Source organism: Mesorhizobium sp. B2-3-12, from assembly GCF_006442205.1.
GTDB lineage: Bacteria > Pseudomonadota > Alphaproteobacteria > Rhizobiales > Rhizobiaceae > Mesorhizobium.
This window is the reverse complement of the sequence record NZ_VFVR01000007.1, coordinates 43338-62057: the sequence shown is the minus strand read 5'-3', so window position 1 is coordinate 62057 and position 18720 is coordinate 43338. Positions and strand designations below refer to the sequence as shown.

At 62.1% G+C, this 18720-nt stretch carries 13 protein-coding genes; 3 read left to right on the top strand and 10 right to left on the bottom strand.

The annotated features are described in order from the left end of the window. Nucleotides 1-110: 110 nt before the first annotated feature. The 3 genes from tssM (FJ948_RS20020) to tagH form a co-directional block, all read right to left on the bottom strand. Nucleotides 111-3632 carry a type VI secretion system membrane subunit TssM gene (gene tssM / locus FJ948_RS20020; protein ID WP_181173752.1) on the bottom strand — a complete coding sequence of 1174 codons (3522 nt, stop codon included), beginning with the start codon at nt 3630-3632 and terminating at the stop codon, nt 111-113. Between the two features lie 17 nt (nt 3633-3649). Continuing rightward, nucleotides 3650-5005 (bottom strand): type VI secretion system protein TssL, long form, encoded by a 1356-nt coding sequence (gene tssL / locus FJ948_RS20015; RefSeq protein ID WP_348643000.1) that lies wholly within the window; start codon nt 5003-5005, stop codon nt 3650-3652. Nucleotides 5006-5428: 423 nt separating this feature from the next. Then, a complete protein-coding gene (gene tagH / locus FJ948_RS20010; protein WP_140707415.1) occupies nt 5429-6502 on the bottom strand; it encodes a type VI secretion system-associated FHA domain protein TagH in 1074 nt (357 codons plus the stop codon). 243 nt (nt 6503-6745) lie between these two features. Here tagH and tssI point away from each other — a divergent pair, with 243 nt between their 5' ends. From tssI to FJ948_RS19995, 3 genes are read left to right on the top strand one after another with little or no spacing between them, the layout of a single operon-like run. Then, complete coding sequence (gene tssI, locus FJ948_RS20005) at nt 6746-9073, top strand: type VI secretion system tip protein TssI/VgrG (RefSeq protein ID WP_140707413.1); 2328 nt, start codon at nt 6746-6748, stop codon at nt 9071-9073. Continuing rightward, a complete protein-coding gene (locus tag FJ948_RS20000; protein WP_140707411.1) occupies nt 9057-9509 on the top strand; it encodes a DUF6484 domain-containing protein in 453 nt (150 codons plus the stop codon). Before tssI ends, FJ948_RS20000 begins: the two co-directional genes overlap by 17 nt. Before the next feature lie 7 nt (nt 9510-9516). Further along, nucleotides 9517-10680: a hypothetical protein gene (locus FJ948_RS19995; protein ID WP_140707409.1), complete on the top strand. Its 1164-nt coding sequence runs from the start codon at nt 9517-9519 to the stop codon at nt 10678-10680. 119 nt (nt 10681-10799) lie between these two features. On the opposite strand, the gene FJ948_RS19990 is transcribed toward FJ948_RS19995, so the two are convergent. Genes FJ948_RS19990 through tssM (FJ948_RS19965) form a run of 7 tightly spaced genes read right to left on the bottom strand, consistent with a single transcriptional unit; the run spans nt 10800 to nt 18719 of the window. Beyond that, nucleotides 10800-11852: a beta-ketoacyl synthase N-terminal-like domain-containing protein gene (locus FJ948_RS19990; protein WP_140707407.1), complete on the bottom strand. Its 1053-nt coding sequence runs from the start codon at nt 11850-11852 to the stop codon at nt 10800-10802. Continuing rightward, on the bottom strand, nt 11840-12874 hold the full coding sequence (locus tag FJ948_RS19985; RefSeq protein WP_181173739.1) for a DUF2169 domain-containing protein: 1035 nt from the start codon (nt 12872-12874) through the stop codon (nt 11840-11842). Before FJ948_RS19985 ends, FJ948_RS19990 begins: the two co-directional genes overlap by 13 nt. Nucleotides 12875-12929: 55 nt before the next feature. Next, nucleotides 12930-13418 carry a hypothetical protein gene (locus FJ948_RS30310; RefSeq protein WP_181173738.1) on the bottom strand — a complete coding sequence of 163 codons (489 nt, stop codon included), beginning with the start codon at nt 13416-13418 and terminating at the stop codon, nt 12930-12932. Beyond that, nucleotides 13418-13810, bottom strand: coding sequence for a hypothetical protein (locus FJ948_RS19980; RefSeq protein ID WP_140707403.1), 393 nt, complete (start codon nt 13808-13810; stop codon nt 13418-13420). Before FJ948_RS19980 ends, FJ948_RS30310 begins: the two co-directional genes overlap by 1 nt. Before the next feature lie 6 nt (nt 13811-13816). Then, the gene (locus FJ948_RS19975) at nt 13817-14650 is read right to left on the bottom strand and encodes a DUF4150 domain-containing protein (protein WP_140707401.1); all 834 of its coding nucleotides are present in this window, start codon (nt 14648-14650) and stop codon (nt 13817-13819) included. Nucleotides 14651-14652: 2 nt separating this feature from the next. Further along, a complete protein-coding gene (gene tagF, locus FJ948_RS19970) occupies nt 14653-15195 on the bottom strand; it encodes a type VI secretion system-associated protein TagF (protein WP_140707399.1) in 543 nt (180 codons plus the stop codon). Continuing rightward, nucleotides 15177-18719, bottom strand: coding sequence for a type VI secretion system membrane subunit TssM (tssM, locus tag FJ948_RS19965; RefSeq protein ID WP_140707397.1), 3543 nt, complete (start codon nt 18717-18719; stop codon nt 15177-15179). Before tssM (FJ948_RS19965) ends, tagF begins: the two co-directional genes overlap by 19 nt. Nucleotide 18720 lies beyond the last annotated feature (1 nt).

The following is an 18720-nucleotide window of genomic DNA, read 5'->3' as shown; positions in this document are numbered from 1 at the left end:
TCCCCTGTGACCAACCCTGGGCAGCGTGCCCAGGCCACTTTGCCACAAGCACGTACATTAGAGTACCAAAATGAGTGCTGCAGACGACGCTGCGCTTGAACAAAGCCATGTCAGAATGCCTTCGGACAGTTGAAGCCGGCCAGGGCTGGCAACAGGAAGGGATTTGGCACAGATCCGGTCTGGATCATGTAAGCAACGTCGCGTCCGCCGATCACGAAGCGGGCTTCGCCGCTGGCGGTGATGGTCGCCTTGTCCAGCAGACGCTTGAACGCCCACGGTCCCTCGAATTTGACAGCCGAGTCACGGCCGGGCATTTGCGGCATCAAGGTGAGGCTGGCGGAAGCTCCGGCGGTGCTGATTGGCCATGTCACCGTGCTTGGCGCGTTGCCCGTCTGACTGCTCTGGATGATCTGGCCGTCAATGTTAAGAACGGCATTGTCTGCGTCTCCATTGAGCGTCGACGGCGTGATGGTCATCGAAACCGACGGCAAAGAGCCGCCGGACGGGAAGAAGGCGCTGCGGATTTCTGCGGCCGACTGGAAGGATTTCAAGGTGGACTTCGCCAAGTCGTGACCGGCGCGGGCATCCTGTCTCCAGGTCCATTCCTCGCCGCTCATGTCTATCAGCGACGCAAGGTTGTGCGCGAAGAAACGGTCGATCAGCCCGCCCGGCGCGAAAAGCCTGGCGAAATCCGCTATCGAAATCTCTTGCGCGGCGTCCCTTGCGAAGGGATAGCGCCCGCTGACCGCCTCCTCGCAGGCTCGTGTGACCGTCTGATCGAGGTTCTGGTTGAGGTTGGCCAGCGAGGTTTCGGCGACATTGCCCGCAAACTCGTCCGCTGCCGCGTTGACTATGCGCGCAAGCGGCTTCGGAAGACGCGAGACATTGGCGCGCAGTGTGGATATCTGCAGCTGCAGGTTGGCGTTGACGCGTTCGGTCTGTGAAGGATCATCGGCCGAAAGCCTCAGGCTTTGAAAGATATCGCGGAAATTGCGCGTCAACGCATCGATCGGCCGCCCTCCATTTGCGCCGCTGACCAGGGCCTGGAACGGTCGAAACTGCGCCTCGACGCTCGCACCGGCACTGTGTGCGACAGCCGAGCCAGATCCGGCGCGGCTCTGCGACTTGCCGCCGGCGATCTGCAGGCCAATGCGAGCCAGGCCTTTGGCCATGCTGGCGAGATCCTCTTGGGACGCGCCGCCTTCGCCCGGGACCATCTTATCCTTTGTCAACGCTGTCTCATCGGCGATCGCCGTGGCGAGCTGAGCAAGAGGCGAGTCCGGCGCGGCGAGGGCGGAAAGCGGCACGTATCGCGGCTTGTCTTCGAGCAATGCCTTGAACATTAGCTGGTCAAGGACCCCGTTCCATGCGGCGGAAAATTCCTTTCCGTAGCGGTCGATCAGTTCTGGACCGAGCTTGGGCAGGTCCTCGTCGACGCCGCCCTGTTCACCGCCGCCGCCAAGCACCCATTGGTCGTTGACGAGGATCTGCGCGACGCGCGAGAGTTGCGGCAGGAAGAAACGGTTGAAGCCGTCGCGCGTGTAAAGCCCGGGAACGTCGAGATCCGCCAGATCGCCGCCATCCGTGCGTTGGAACACGAGCTGCGCCTCAGGTCCGGCTTCCGCTGCGACTGGGAAGCTCTCCAGCCTTGCCGCGTAGACCGCCGACTTGATCAGCGCCGAAGCGCGGTCGGCAAGGCTCATGCGGCCAAGCGAGCGTTGCGCGGCTTCGATCAGTGGCTGGTTGAGCGCGAAAACGGGATCGTAGGCGTCGTCCAGGGCAAGCATCGCGCGCAGATGCTTTTCGAGCTGCGCGCGGCCCTCGCGGTTGTTCTCGCCAGGATAGCGGTTCAGCTCCCAATCCTGCTTCATCCAGGAAACGACCAACTCGTTGTCGACCTTCGGAGCCTTTCCGCCGAGCATCAGGTAGATCTTCAGCGGCTCGTAGAGTGCGATTGGGTCGCCAATCTTGGCCTGGATGGTCCGCTCCGCCTGCACCAGGAGCCGGGAGCGGAATGTGCGCTCGAGCGCTTGCCGATAGGCATCCTTGGAGGCCGACAGCAACCTGTCGCGCTGGCCAAGCCCGAACGTCTCCTCGATCGGCTTTCCCTGATCGCCGGTCTCGAATCCCGCCGGCAGGTTGCGCAACTGGTCGAGCGGGCCAATGACGTTTTCGAGATCGACGTCGCTCACCATAGTGCTCTTGAGCAGCGAATCGGCGCTGTCGCGATAGTGTGCCATGGCATGCCTGGTGGACGTGATCAGGGACTGGTTGGCGAAGAAGCTCAGCCCAAGCACGGCGAGCGCCGTCAAGGTGGCCAGCGCAATCGCGGCGAGGCCGCCAAATCTCGCAAGCCTCGCGCGCCGTTCGGCCGTCGGGTCGAAGGACACCCAACCTGATTCTGGGAAGATCACCTTGGTCAGGAGATCGTGCAGGAAGAAGCTCTTGCCGGTGCCCGAAAGATGCGTCTGCGAGGCGGTGCCGAAGCTGCGTCCGATTGTGCCCAGTACCTGGTCGAACGGTGTTCCTTCCTGAGTACCCGAGGAGAAATAGAGGCCCCGCAAGCTGGCATTCACTCTCGATCGCGAGGCATCGAACAAACTGCCGATGAAATGCGCGGTCCGGTTCCTGAGGGCGCCGAACTGCGCCGGGAAATCGAAGATGGCGATGCGCGCCACCGGGTCGGCCTCGTCCTGCAAGCGATCGACGAGCTCATCCGCCAACTGCAGTGCCAGACCGTCGAAGTCGGCTGCTGCCTCGCCGGCCATGTTTCTTGTGCGATCGGCGGTCTGGAACGTCGCGCCCCATACCTTGCGCCTGCGCGCGTCATCAAAGCCACCGAAATAATCCATGAAGCCCGACAAGAGGTCGGCCTTGGTGAAAAGCAGATAGACGGGAAACTGGATATTGAGCGTCTCGTGCAATTCGCGCAGACGGCTTCTTATCTCGGTGACATGCGCATCGATATGCTGGGCGTCCAGGCTGATGAGATCGGCGAGGCTGATGGCGAGGATCACGCCGTTGATCGGTTGCTTGGCGCGGGTTTTCTTGAGCAATCGCAGGAATGCAAGCCAGCTCGCCTGGTCGCGTTCGCTGTCCGATTCCTGTGTCGTATAGCGCCCGGCTGTATCGATCAGCACGGCTTCATCGGTAAACCACCAGTCGCATGAGCGCGTGCCGCCAACGCCGGTCACCGGCTGGGCGCTGCCGGAGCCCGCAAGCGGAAATTTGAGACCGGAGTTGACCAGCGCCGTCGTCTTGCCGGCTCCTGGCGGGCCGATGATGATGTACCAGGGGACATCATAAAGGAAGTTGCGCCTGCGGCTCGTGCGCCTGAGCGTCGCGATGGCTTCGCTCATGCGCGCTTCCAGCACCTGTGAATCGTCGCTGTGCTCGTCGCTGCGCACCATGGCCGTTTCGAGCGCCTTTTGGGCCATGCGTCTTTGCCAGAAGCGAACGCCATAGAAAAACGCAAGCATGGTGGCGGTCGCGCCGATGGTGGCCGCCCTGAGCCACGCCGACCCAAGCGGGCGAGTATCGGCGAAGCGGATCAGGGGTCCGGCATACCAAACCGCGGTCGAGAAGCCGAGCACGGCAAGCGCGCTGAAAATCCGCAGCACCCAGCCGATCAGCTCCCCCCCGCGCCCGCTCACAACCCGTTGTCCTTTGGGAGTATCACGTCGACGCGGCGGTTCTTGGCGCGGCCCGCGGCGGTCGTATTGTCGGCAATGGGTTCGTCTTCGCCCTTGCCTTCGACGTTCAGGCGCGACGGATCCTTCAAATGGTCGGCCAGCATGGCCTGCACCGCTTTTGCACGTGCAACGGAAAGGTCGAAATTCGACTTGAACGTGCTCGACTTCTTCGGCTTTACGTTGTCGGTATGGCCGACGATCTTGATCAGTCCGGGTTCGGCATCGAGCGCCGAGGCGATGTCTGTCGCGATCGGCTGGAACTGTGGCATTACCGCTGCCTGGCCGGATACGAACAAGAGCTGGTTGCTGATTTCTAGGACGATGAAGTCGCCCTTCGTGCCCACGCTCACTCCACCGCCCGCGACCTCCTTGGCGAGTGCGGTGCGGATGCGGTCGATCTGCGTGGAGTTCGCAGGCGCAGGTGAGGGCGGCTCGGCTCGCACCGGCTCGGCGGGTGCCGTTACGCTGGCGCGTTCAATCATAACTGAGCTGGACGGATTGAGCGCCAGCAACTCGCTGGCGGTGACATCACCTTCGTCGGTGATCAATATCCTCAGCCAGAAAAACGCTACCGTCACAAGGGTCGTGGCGGCAGCGGCGATCGACCACAGCGGCAGCCTCCCTGCTGACCTGGGTATCGCAGCCGCCATGCCTTGCCACCTGGGCGAAATCTCGTCGGCGGCACGTGGCCGGAAATAGCGCAATGTGTCGTAGACGTCGCGCCGGACGCGCTCGAGCGTGTTGCGCTCACCGGAAAGTCCCCGATACTGGCCTTGGAAGCCCAGTGAAAGGCAGGCATGCATCAATTCGAGCAGGTCGCAATGCCCTTCAGGCTTGGCGAGGATATTGTTGAGCGCCTCGTAAAAGCCGGTCCCTGTCGGCGGCGTGTGGAAGAACTTCATGATCATACTGTGCGCAAGCCAAGTATGCTTGTCCGGCCAGGGCAGATTGCCGATGACGTCGTCGGCGGTTTCGCAAAGGACAAACTTGGCGATCCGCACGTCTTGTTCGCCAATTCCGGCTTTAGCCGTCGCACGCTCGAAGCTGTCGATAGTATCCGCGATATGCTCGGCCAAAGCGGCTGCTTGCCGTTCGACCGGCACCAGTCGCAACTGGCCGAACAGCATGAGCAAGGGGGCTGCGGCGGCAAGGAGGGGATTGGCCGCGGCATACTTCACGCCAGCGGTGGCGTGGAGCAAGGCATCCTGCTGCAACGCCGGTCCATTTGCAGGCATTGCTGCGTGATCCTGAAAAACCACGGTTCCCGACGACCAGCCGGGAGGCAACTGCGGGCTGGCGCCGGGGTTGAACACAGTCGCTTCCCTGTTGGGGGAAGGGAGAGGGGGCACGCTTTGCGGATCCGAACCACCGGGAGCCGCTCGCGGCATTTGCCTTTGCCGTGGCGCGCGAATGACGGTTTTGTCCGGAGACTCGGAGGAATCGTCCTTCGAGCTCATCAGCGCACCACCGTCGACGTCCAAAGGGCGTCTCTCAAAGCAGAGGAAAGCCGCATACGAGGCTCAGTATCAGCAGCGAGCCGGATGGAAAGTCTAATCTTGCCGAAACATGACATTCCTGCACACGCCCAAGCCGCGCCGCTTTGCCAGCCTGGCAAGCGCTCATATGCCATTCTAGTCGCACAGGAAGCTGATTGAAATCGGAAAGCAGGATGTCGAGAAAGCACCCTTTCCATTAGGTTACATAGCGAGTGCTGACCACGACCTCTAAGCGCACGGCTATTTCTGCTTGCCAGCCTTGCCGTAGGCTTCGGCGAAATAGGCAAGAAAGACATCCAGCATGCCATTCTCGTGCTTGTCTTCCATCGTCCGCCACGTCGCGACGAGCGCATCCCAGGCCTGGCTCTTCCTTGATGAAAAGGAGGCAGGCGGAATTCTTTTGGCGATTGCCTCCGGTGACAAGTCGTCGAGCAGCCTCGACAACGCGGCCTGCATGGCTGCGTAAGTTGCGATTTCATGGGTCTTAAGATCGTCGAACGCGTCCTCGATGCTGCGCCTGGCATCCAGATAGCCCGCTCGCCGCTTGGCAAACATGATCTCCAGCATATCGTCGGTGTCCGGCACGAATTTCAGGGGGTTGTTGTCCGCGGCGCCGATCATCGTGCGATGTGCGCTCTTGGCGAGCACCTTGGCCGCCGCGCGCGCCTTGAGCAGCAAGGACAGTTGCTCGACTGTGGTTCGCAGGACCGCCCCGATCTCGGCCGCGACATCGTGCGGGTCGCGCGCCGCGAACAGCTCCGGCGACAAGCCGGCCGCCATGGCGATATCACCAAGTATCCCGGCCGCCTGCGCCGGCTGCTTGGCTGGGGCGGCAGGGCGGGGCATCGGCGCCTCCGACAATTTCGCTGCCTCGCCCGGGCCGTATTCTGCCGGAGTGAGCGACGGTTCGTTGCCGAGTTGAAGCGACCTTCCCGTCGAGGCGGGCAACTCGCGTTGCGTCGAACCGGTCCTGGCTTGCGGATGACCGGTGGCAACGTGTTCTTCCTCGATCGAAACGGTGATGACATAGTGGCCGATCAGCAGCCGGTCGCCTCGGGTTAATCGATGCGGCGCATTCAGGCGCTGGCTGGAGCCGTTGACGAAAGTGCCGTTGCGCGAGAGGTCGTATAGCCAGAACGAGCCCGTTTGATAACGGATTTCGCAATGCCGGCCCGAGATGAGTTTGGCAGGGTCGGACAGCGTCCAGTCGCAATTCTCGCGCCCGATTTCGAAGCTGCGGTCGCGGGCGGCATAACTGGTCGCGACTCCTGGCGGCAGCCGATCGACATTGCTGATCTGAAGCGAGATGAACATTGAAAGACACTATCCGATGAATTCCCAAGGCATTCTAGCAGCTTGCCTGCGCAGTGGGAGTGGCGCGTTTCACGAACAATGCTCGCCAGGTTCAGCCACTGCTTTTATTTGGTCTGCGTCGAAGATATGCTACGCTTGCGGCGGTCGGATGCGGTGAATTCGAAGCCTCCGGAACGTCTTGCGTTCGCGGAGCGGGGCTTCAATCCATCCTACCGGCGGCCGCGCCGAGGAGGGGCACGACCCATGCCGAACGAACGTGCCACGGTTCTACAGACGCCGGTTGGGGCCGATGTGCTGACCTTTACCCATCTCGTCGGTCGTGATGAGATCAGCCGATGTTTCGCCTATACCGTGGGGTTCGTCAGCAAGAGCCGTGAGATCGATCCACTGAAGATGCTGGGCGGGGTCGTTTCGGTCGAAGGCGAATCCGATCCAAAGCGCTGGTTCAGCGGCCTGGTATCGGATTTCAAACTTACCCGAATAGAGGATCGGTTGGCCTATTACGAAGCCAGCGTCAGGCCATGGCTCTGGTTCCTCGGCAACACCACGGATTGCCGTATTTTCCAGAACATGACCGCTGTCGAGATCATCGAAAAAATATTCTCGAAATACGGCATCGCCAAATTCGAGAAGCGGCTGCAGGGGTCTTATCCCTCGCGCGAATATTGCGTGCAGTACGATGAGAGCGATCTCGATTTCGTGCAGCGGCTGCTCGAGCACGAAGGGATCTTCTATTTCTTCGAGCACGATGAGGGCAAGCACACGCTGGTGCTGTGCGATACTATGAGCAAGCTGAAGGCGGCGCCAGGCTACGACAAGGTGCTTTACAATTTCGAAGGCCACGGCTCGCGCCGCGATGTTGAATATATTACCGAGTGGATCCCGGGCAGCGCCGTGCGTCCAGGCGCCTACGTTCATACAGACTATGATTTTGAGAAGCCCGGCGCTGACTTGATGGCGAAATCCGCCCAGCCCTTCGCCCATCAGGAGGCGTCGGGCGAGAACTATCGTCAGCCAGGCGCGCATCTCGATGTCGGGCGGGGCGACAAGATTGCGGGTATCCGCCGCGAGGAGCTTCAGGCGCTGCACCAGCACAGCACGGCGGTGGGCACCGTGCGGGGGCTTTTTTCAGGTTGCAAGTTCACGCTGGAAAGTTTTCCACGCGACGACCAGAACCAGGATTATCTGGTAATCAGCGCCGAATACCGGCTGTTTGATCCGGGCTACCGGACCCAAAACGAAGCCCACAGCGAGAATTTCAAGATCGTGCTTGGCATCGCGCCCACCAAACTGCCCTACCGCCCGCCGCGGATCACGCCGCGACCGATCATGCGCGGGCCGCAGACCGCGACCGTCGTGGGTCCGTCGGGAGAGGAGGTCTTCACCGACAAATACGCTCGGGTGAAGGTGCAATTCCATTGGGACCGCCTCGGCAAGAAGGACCAGAACTCGTCTTGCTTCGTGCGTGTGTCGCAGACCTGGGCGGGCAGCGGCTGGGGTTTCATCCAAATCCCTCGCATCGGCCAGGAGGTCATCGTCGATTTCATCGAGGGCGATCCGGATTTGCCGATCATCACCGGACGTGTCTATAACGCCTCCGAGATGCCGCCTTACGCGCTACCGGGCAACGCCACGCAATCAGGCTGGAAGTCCAATTCCTCGAAAGGCGGGGGCGGGTACAACGAGCTGATGTTCGAGGACAAGGCTGGCTCCGAGCTGGTCAATTTCCAGGCGCAGAAGGACCACCATCTGCTGATCAAGCACGATCGCAACAAGACCGTACAGCACGACCAATCCGACCGCATCGACCACGACGCCAAGCACTCTGTCGGCCATAACCTTGATGAAGACGTCGGCAACGACAAGGCGGTCAAGGTCGGCGTCGACCAGACCACCAATATCGGCAGCAACGACACAGAGACGGTGGGCGCAAACCGTTCGCTGACGGTCGGCGCCAACGAGACCATCCATATCGGCGCCAATTCGTCGGAAACAATCGGCTCCAACCATTCTCAGACGGTTGGCCTGGTGCAGACCGTTACGGTGGGCGCAGCGCGCATGGACACGGTAGGCGCCACCGAAACACGTAGCGTCGGCGCAGCGCAGACGAACACGATAGGGGCTTCGCGGTCGGTTAGCGTAGGTATCAGCCAAAGTCACAGTATTGGCGCGGCGGACAGCTGGGACATCGGTGCCGCGCAGACCGTCAATGTCGGCGCGGACCAGAGTTTCGCGGTTGGCGGGGCACAGACGTCCCAGATCGGCAAGGCAAGGAGCGCCGCCATCGGTGCTGACGATGCGACCGACATCGGCGGCGCTCATGCCCTTAAGGTCGGCAAGGGCAGCGGCGTTCAGATTGCGGAAGACAGCATCCACAAGGTCGGCAAAAAGCTGATGATCGACGCCGGTGACGAGATTACACTGGTATGCGGTGATGCGTCGATCAATATGAAGAAGGACGGAACGATTTCCATCAAAGGCAAGGACATCCGTATCCAGGGCAGTGGCGATGTCCAGGTTAAGGCTGACGGCGATGTCAAGATCAAGGGTAGCAATGTCTTTAACAACTGAAATCACGGGACGCGAAGAACCTGTTCAACGCATCGAAGGCGTCGTCATCGGGCTCCTGATCGGCTTTGAGGACGGGGCGCCGCTGGTTGTGTTCGTCGGCAACCCCGGCGAGACAGCGCTCAAGGCGCGCAGCCTGGCAAATCTCGACGCCTCGGCTGTGGGCGCTGAAGTGGCACTGCTGTTCGAAGGCGGGGATCCGGGCCGCCCGCTCGTCGTAGGGCGCATTGTGGATCCAGTGCACACGCGTGAGCAGGTGCAGGTGATGCGCGACGGCGAAGCGGTGACGCTAAATGCCAAGGAACGTATCGAACTGCGTTGCGGCTTGGCTTCGATCATTCTTGAGAAGAATGGCCGCATCTCGATCCGGGGCAGTCAGCTGAGCAGCCAGGCAAGCGGCGTAAACCGCGTGCGGGGTGCGGCTGTCCACCTCAACTGAAAAGTCGATGCAGCGGACCGCGACGATCCCGTCGATCATCGAGCAGCATCTAGAGGATGCCGCGTTCCTGTGGCACCGTCGCGCGCGCGAGATCGACGGACCCGTGATGGGCGCGTTCGACATTGGCCGCATCGATCAACGGCTGGACGCAAATCTTGACGGATTGTTCGCCGCCGGCCAGGCGGCATGGGATCTGGCGACGGCTCGCTTCGCCGATTACCAGGAGCCACCGGAATTGTTCGTGTTGGCGGCCTTGGCGCTGGAATGGCAATCCGCTCCCGCCCTCAAGTTTGCCGTTGACAGCGCGATGTTGCTTGGGGGGTCCGGACTATCGGCCTTGTCGGGCGCCGTCGCTCGCAGCTCGCCGGATCGATTGAAGCCGTTTGTTGCGCGCTGGCTGGATTCGGCGGTCGCGATGGAGCGCGCGCTGGCTGTCGGCGCGCTGCATCATCACGGGGCCAACCCCGGCCCCAGACTTAAGGAGTTGCTGAACGACGGTGACAGCGAAGTGCGGCGCAGGGCTCTGAGGCTCGCGGGTGCGCGACGGCGTCGGGATGTGATAGTGCAGGTTGCTGCTTGCCTGGAAGCGCGTGACGCGCGGGAACGGCTAGAAGCTGCTGTAGCGGCCTGTTTGCTCGGGCAGGTCCGGCTGGCCCAACCTGTGCTTGACCAGATGCTCACCGATCATCCGGAGCTTGCGGCCGCAGCGATGGAAGTCCGGCTGCTTGCCACGCCGCCGATCGAGGCCCGATCGTGGTGGCACGAATGCGTCTCCTATGCCGCAGCGAGGGAAGTGGCCGTGGCCTCCAGTGGGCTGCTGGGCGACATGGGGATCATGCCTTGGCTGATCGAGACGATGCGCTCGCCAGATCTTGCCTATGCGGCTGGGCTCGCGTTGCGCGACCTGGTCGAGATCGACTTCAACGACACTGACGTTTTCGTCACGGATCCGGCCAAACTCGGGCCGGAATTCGACACTGTCGAAGCGACGCCGCTACCTTCCGCGTCGCGGGCGGCAGCATGGTGGGAGGAGGGAAGAGGCCCGTCCAGGTTCGACCGATTCCACTCGATGCGGCGCCTGAAACTCGACGCTATGAGAGCTGCGCTTGCGAACGCCGAGATGGCGCTGACCAACTGGCACCAATCGCGCCCGATCCCGGCGTGGATGTAAGGACCGCAAGGTCCGCCCTGGGCAATCAAGGAGAGAGCGTGACGCGGATCTCCGCCGGGAGTTGCGCGCAAACGGACGGGAGCGAGAGAGACTTGCCATGCGACAGTGAAGCGCTGTGGCTAGGCTTTGACGACTGCGCTGACAAGCGCCGCGGCTCGCATGCCGGCTTCGGATGTGGCCTCGCACATGGCGACACGGCCGGGGGCGTAGGCCTTGGCGAAACTATCGGCGGCAATGAGCAATGTGAGCGCGCCGGCCGCGGCGCCGATGTCCCCAACCGTCATCGCCGGATAGGCCATTGGTAGCATTTCGCGTCGCGTGCGGTAGAAGCGCGGACGACCTATCAATCCCTCCCAAGCGCTATAGCGCTCGCCATTGTCGTTGCTGACGATGAATGCAATGTCGGCCTCCGTCGGCCCTTTGCCTTCCATAGCGGCGCGGCAGGCTGCCACCAAGGCCCTACCCTGGCTGTAATTTTCTGACAGCACCGAGTTCTCCTCAAGCGCTGCCCCAGCGCCGTGAATGGCGCATTGGGCCGCCAAATCGCGACCAGGCGTGCGGCGCAGGCAGATAACGGCTGCGCCTTCACCCGGCACGAGACCCTGCGCATTGTCCTCGCTCTTCAACCGGCCAGCGGCCGTCAGCCGGGCGATATCCTTGTCGTTGACGAGGCTGTCGACGCCGCCCAGCAGAACCTGCTCGACGCCCGGCGATGCGAGGAGCTGCCCCGCATGATCCAGCAATCCGAGGCAGGCCGCGGCGCCGCCGTCGACTATGCGCGAAGTAGGATGGAAGCTTTTGCCCAAACTGCGTTCCAGACCTGCGAGGAACCCACTGGCCGGCACCTCCCAAAAGGCCGGATGTTCCCGGAATTTCTCAGGTGTCACGAGCAGCAGGGCGCTAGCACTGGCGGCTGCGGCGCCCTTTTGCAGCGCCTCCCCGACCGCACGCGCGGCCATGCTGGTTAACCAGGCGTTCTCCGTGAGACGAAGGGAGTAATGCGAGGGTATGCGCGAAACGGTTTGATCTTCCCCGAACGGCTCCGCGAGCGTGCGCCGCTGGAACGCCGAAAGACTGGCCCGGATGGCGGCCAGTGTCTGGCGCATATTGAGACCGGCGGGCGTTACCGCGCCACCGCCTGTGACGTAGATCGGGGCCTTTAGGCCAGCCACGTCGCCCTCCGCGCAGTCAGTCCGCCATCGCCGCGTGGACCGACATAGAGCTTGCGCTTTCGCCGCGCGAGCAGAAACGCGGGTGTAACATGGCCGAAAATGATCTCCCTGAGCGCCGGCGTGTTCCGCCTGGTGACCATTGCCAAGCGCGACTTCAGCGTGACGCGACGCAGATCCGGCTCGATGACGACCGTGTCTACCTGGAAGACACGATCCTCCGCTCGGTCGTCGAAAAGGAGGCGGATCGGCGCCACGACACGCGGCAGGCGAAAGTTCCAGCGACCATTGGGCGTCATGCCGATGACGCTGACGTCTTCGCCGTCGTTCAGCCGCGGCAATTGCTGATCGGCTGGCGCACACAAATTGTAGCGTGGATCGAAATCCGTCGGCGGCAGCGGCCACTGATTGTCGATCCAAGCCTGGTCGTATGTCCCCGCCAGCGCCAGCCTTGGATGCCAGCCGCGGCCGATCACCCCGAACGCAGCTGGCTTTGGACGATCGGATGCGCTGAGGAACGGCTCACTGACATAAGTTATATTGGGCGCATGCGTCTTCACTGTTTTGTCCGCGGAGCGGGCATGGTTGAAGCCGACGCCCAGCGGATTGCGTGGATCGGTCCTGCCCTTGTCGTCGGTTCCGCCGAACGCCCGTTCGTAGACGACGGGCATCCTGGTGAACGGATATGGCTGGCTATAGGCGCCCGTATCGTAAAGGCGATCGCCGGTCACGTTAAGCACCTTGCGGATGCCAGCGACCTTCAACCCGACTTGCATCTCGTGGACAGGTCTGTCGCGCGGCGCGTGTGCTTGACCGTTCAAGACAATATCGACCCCCGGCTTAATCCATGCGATCTCACCTTCATAGCGGACCGACGAGCAAGCAGGGTTGCCGAACGCTATGTCGCCGAAGCTTACGGGCAGTTGCTCGACAGCCGGCTGAAATTGGGTGGCCCCTTGCGCGACATCGAAGCTGGCTGAGAAAACGGCCAGGAAAATCTCGTTCCCGTCGGCATTTGCTTGCACGAAGGTGCCGGCAAGGAAGGGCGTGCGATTCTCGACCCAGACCGCAAACATGTGGTCAGCACCAGTTGCCGTTTTCGTCCTGGCCAATCGGCCAATACGGCATGCAGGCGACCAGCTTGACCAGTTCCTTCTCGTCCGCGTCGATAAGCCATTGCAGCAGGAAGATTTCGGCCGCCACACCGGCCTCCTCGCCTGCAGCGTCGTTGGCCGCAATGCATTTCAACCAGTAGCGGCGTATGACCCACACCACATTGGGACTGGACGCAGCTCCGGCTACTCGGTCATCGAAGGCTTTCTCCAGAGCCTTATCGCGCCCGCCTTGACGCTCTTCTTCTGTGGAAATTATATCTGCCCACCACTCGGCCGCGACGTCGTAGGCTTCCCACAGCTCCGCCACATACTCCACGAACAATGTTCTGTGCGCCGGGCTGGCCTCGCCGTGACTGTGGACGGCACGGACGTCCGACTGCGGCGCCACGTCAAGTGGCTGCGCGAGCAGGCGCCTGATGCCGAGTTCGGAACTGTAGCGCGTGATGAGAGCCATTACTCGACCTCGTCATGGAGATTCATCGCCATCGGCACGAAACACAAACCATCGGTGATAGGCTGGAGCTCCGGCGCGAAGTGCCGGACGTTTATGATCAGGATTTCGATAGGCCACTCGAAATTCTGGCTCTTGCCACCGCTGTCGATGCCCCACTTCTCCTCCGGCTCGTCGCCCTCGGCGCGTTGCGCATTGTTCCAGGCAACAATCTCGAGATAATGCTTGCGAAAGATCGCCATGATCCGCGGGTGCCCCGCTATTCCTGTCGGCCAGCGCTTCCAGACAGCCTGCCCTTCCTTGGCAATCAGGTCATCCCACCAATCCTCCAGCTGGGGCTGGATAGCGAGCAAATCGGCGATATAGCTGTCTCTGATTTCCTCTATGCTGCGCATTCGGCGTCATCCAATCTTCACCGGGACGTCGTCAACGAAGTTCTTTGCATAACTCGCTGCCGGGGAGCCTTGCGACGTTGAGCACCTGCCACAATGGGGCTTGACCGATTGTGGCGTCGAAAAATGAGCCAGGAATGCGTCCGGTGATTTCTGCATGTTACATCCGCCCATCTCCCACGCAACGCATAGAGGCGGTTGATGATCATGGACCATCTCCTGTTTCATTTCGCCCGACGGTGGCGTTGAAACCAGCTTCGAATAGCGGCCCCGTCTGGTTTTTTTGCATTGCCAGCAGGCTTTGCCATTCACCTTGGCGGCCTGGTTGTCCGTACGTGCGGGACGGTGTGCTACACGGTCATATTTTTGCGCACACTTCGTGGTCTTCTGATCCTTGGTCAACGTAGCCAGGAACTTGTTGAAGGCGGCTGGGTTGATGCAGTTGGGCGGCGGGTCGCTCGCAGTATTCTGGTCCATGGTATCGCCATGGCGGTCGACGCCCTTGCCTTCCGCCTTGACCGTGAATGACCAAAGCTTGAAGACGCCTTTTCCCTTTATCTTGTGGGTAATGACGCCTGCACCGAGGCCTTGTGTGGCCGGTTCGTTACCGGTGCTGGTTGAGATTTCCGATGCATTTTCGATTGCCGTCGGCTCGCCGTCGATCTTGACGCTCTTGGTGCCCTTGGTGAGGTCCGATGACGACAACATGTTGACGTAAGGAACCGGAACAGGACCCGCCGGCGGGGAGGGCGGCGAGAGGCACACGTCACCCGGGGCGATGCCCTGGCCGTTACTGCCCTTGTGAAAGAAGCCCATTTTCTCGGCATAGACGCTCAGAGCCATTGTCAGAACTCCTGAGGTACGGCGCGCGCCCAACGCATGGCCGGCAGGGCGTTGTCGGCAAGGTCGTGAATGTCAGCGAAGGCAAGTTCACGCACCTCCCAGTCGTCCGTCCAGAACACTATGCGGTCGACCGTGCAAAATTGCCTTGGCGGCTCCAGCGTCTTCAAGCGCGCAATGATATGTTGCTGGTCCCACAGTTCGTTGACCGTCAACCTGGCGATGTTGGCCATACCCTCGAACCAGGGGTCGGCTGTGTCCGGCATCGCACCGACACCCACAACGGCGAACGGATAGCGGCGACCGACCTTGTCCCGGCTCATGCGCCAGGCTCCGGCGCATGGTTGTTCGCCAAAGATTGCTCCCTGGACGACGAACCGCCAGGTCCGATCGTCAACCTCCTCGTGCTCATCGGGTCGCGCGCGCAATTCCATAGACATCCATCGGTCCCAGCGGTCGATGAATAGCCGCGGCAGGTTCCAGGCGACGAAATCTCCTGTCGCCGGGATTTTGCCAAAAAAGCCGATGATCAGATCTGCGGCGGACATGTGAACTTCTTGAACATTTCGAGTGTGTATGGGTTCTCGACGCTGGCCGCCTTGAGCTCGAAGTCAGCCCACATCCCCTTGGTCCCGAGCCGCAGGCTGTAAAGGTCCGTGAGCTTGGTCGCGGCGAAGTGGCCGCCGCGCAGCATTCTAAGCCAGGCCCAGCTGCCGGTTTCGTTGAGCATCACCTCGGGCGAGCCGTCGACCGGCTGGAAGGCGAGCGAGATCACCCCGGTACCATCCTTGCCGGGCCAGGTCATGGGCTGCGGCCTGGTGGCATTGTTGTAATAGACGAGGTTCTGGCCATCGAGGTTAAGCGAGACCCGCGCCGCGCCGGGTGCGAGGTCCTTGGGTTCCAGGGTGAAATTCATCACCGGGCCGGTGCCGCCTGGAAACAGGTCGTCGCGGATATGCCTGGCCTGCTCGAAGGCTGCGAGCGCCGCCGGGTCGAGGCCGAAATCGGCCCTCCATTTCCACGGCTCGCTGGCGGTGTCGACATAGTTGATCAGATGGTCGTTGATGAAAGCATCGATCAGGCCGGTCGGCCCGAAAAGGCGCTGAAAATCGCGCACATTAACGTCGACCGCGCTGTCGGCGCTGAATGGATAGCGGTTGTTGAGCGCCGCCTGGCAGAAGGGGAGTATGTCGGCCCGCCAGATGGCATTGAGCTCGTTGGCTACAGCCTTCTGGGACAGGCCACTGGTGTCGCCGGCAATACCGCCCAGCCACTCGTTGACCGGCGAGGGCAGGATCTGTGCTTGTCTCGCAACCGCGCCTGTCAGTTCGGCAAGGCCGCCCTGCTTTTTGATTGCATCCTGCGGGTTCGGATTGGCGGTGACCGTCTGCAGAACGTTCGACAGTGCCGTCAGCGCCACGATCGCCGCGTCGAGCGCCGGCGGCTGGCCGTCGACCTGGGCAATGGTGCCTTTGAGCGACTTGAAATGGTCGGCCACCAGGCTGCCGGTCATGTCCACCTGGTTGGCGGAGCCGGCGCGCGGCAGGAGCTTGGCGCCTGAGGTCACCACCTTGCCGAGCTTACCGAGCTTGCTCAGCAGCTTCGAACCGGTCTTGGCGGCAGCGCCGCTTTGGCCCTCGGCCGGCGCATCGTCCGAGCGGGTGAGGTCGGTCTCCTGGACCACTGCCGTCAACAGGCGCTTGAGCGCGGAGTCGGCGCTTGACAGATCCTTGAGATTCTCACTGGCAATGTTGAGATCGGTAAGCGGCGAAAGCCGCATATCGCGCAGGAAAGAGTCCCACTGCGCGATATAATCGTCATAGTAGAGCTTCAGGATGTCCTGGGAGAGGGCCGAGACCGACGTTTCCGAATTTTCCGCGCAGCCGCCCGCAAACACCGCGCGGTCCAAGGCCGCCTGGGCGGCGACGTCCTCGACCCGGTCGAGGACCGCATCATGGAAGCCGGCATAGGTAAAGGGGCCTGGAACACCGACACGCAGTGTCTTGTCGGAGCGGCGCGCGAATACCTTGGCGCCGTTCGGCCCGGCGAAATTGGCCGGCACCCATTCCTTGACGGCTGCGACTTCCGGGTCGGCCAGGAGCTGCCTGTAGGCGCGCTCAGGCAGCGAGATCGTGCACACGGTCTTCAGCGCCTCCGCGACCAGTTGCTTGTCGGGGGCGATGTAGCTGTCATCTACTGCCATGCGGCCGATAGCGGCAAGCTGGTGCTCTTCGGCGTCGGCCGTGGGGAAGGGCGGAGCCGGCGCGAATTGCGGCAGGCTGTTCACCCACCAGTTCTGGACGAAATCGGTGTCCATCTGCGAGAGGCCGGTCATCATCCGGTAGGTCTTCAGCGCGCCAAGCATGAAATCCGGGTCGCGGATTTGCCGCCACATCGTAGCCTCGAGCAGGGCGACCATGTGCGGCTCGAGCACGTTGCGCAGCGCATGGTCGTACGTATCCGTCTGTGCGCGCACCAATTCCGCCGAAGCGGTCGGCCCGAGCAGGTTATGGACGGCGTCTGGCGAGGGCGTTCGAGCCGTCGCCACTGCGCCCATCGCCGTCAGCGCGCCATCCAAGCTCGGCTTCTCGACCGCAGCCGGCATGGCGGCCACCTCGGTGAGCGGCCCCTGCAGGGCTTCGAACTGTCCGGCCTGTTCGGCGATCGCATTGCGGTTGTCGAGGTAGGACCAGGTGAACAGGCCGCCAGCCAGCAGAGCCGCGAGCGCACAGGCGGCGGCAGCTCCGCGCCAGATCCAGGCGCGGCGACGCTGCGCCAGCGGATCGAACGTACCAAGGCCGGCCTCCTTGAAGATGACCTCGGTCAGAAGATTCCTGAGGAAGAAGCTGCGCCTCTCCGCGCGCGCCGCCGGCACGGCGCGGCGCGGGGGCAGGCCGAAGGAGGACGACAAGGCCGCTGTCAGCCGGTCGATGGGAGCGCCTTCCTGGGTCGCCGATGTGAGATAAAGGCCGCGCAACCAGGCGGCCTCCTCATAGCGGCTTTCGCCGAATATTGCCTCGATCAATGTCTTGATCGGCTCGCCGAGGCTCGCCAACTGCGCTGGAAAGCGGAAGATCTCGGCGCGCGAGGCGAGCTTGTCTTCGTCTTCCAGGCGTGGCACCAATCTCCGCTCCAGCTCGGTGGCGAGCCTGGATAGCTCCGCCTGAATCATGTCGGCGTTGACTTGGACCGCGAGCGGAAAAGTGGTTCCCCACACCTGCTCGCGCGCGCTTATCGACAAGCCTCCGAAGAAGGCTTCGAAGCCCTTGATCAGGTCTGCCTTGGTCAGCATCAGGTAGACGGGCAGGCGGATCTCCAGCCGATCGTTCAGTTCCGCCAGTCGGCGGCGGATCTTGCGGCCGTGCGCCTTGATCGCTTCCTCGCCCTCGGAGAGCGCGTCGATCGACAGCGCGACAATGACGCCGTTGAGCGCGCGGCGGCCGCGGTGCTTTTTCAGAAGATCAAGAAAGCCCAGCCATTCCGCTGCATCGACGTCCGGCTGGCTCTCCTGCTGGACGTAGCGGCCCGCAGTGTCGATCAGCACCGCATTTTCGGAGAAGAACCAGTCACAATTGCGCGTGCCGCCAACGCCTTGCAAGTCGTCGGTGAGGTCGATTGGAAAATTGAGGCCCGACTGGCGCAACGCCGTGGTCTTGCCGGTGGCCGGAGGTCCGACGATCACATACCAAGGCATCTCGCGCAGGAACTTGCGCCCGCCTAGCTTGCGCCGCTTGAGTTCGGCCATCACCTCGCCAAACCTGGCGCCGACGGCTGCAACGCTCTCCTCGCCAGGCGTGAGCTGTTTTTCGACTGCGGGAGCTGCGATCTCGGCGACGAACATTCGATTGGCGCGGATGGCGCGCCGTTGCGCGATGATCAGCCAGATCAGCCATAGGATGATCAGTCCGGCGATGACGGCGATGCGCACATTGTCGGATTCGAGTGGCGCGTAAGGACCAACCTTTACGATCGGGCCGAACACCCAGATCAGCAGCGAAAGCAGTGCAATGCCGATCAGGGTCCAAAGGAATCGCGAGGTGATGACCGCCCACAGGAAGCGCAGGATAAACATC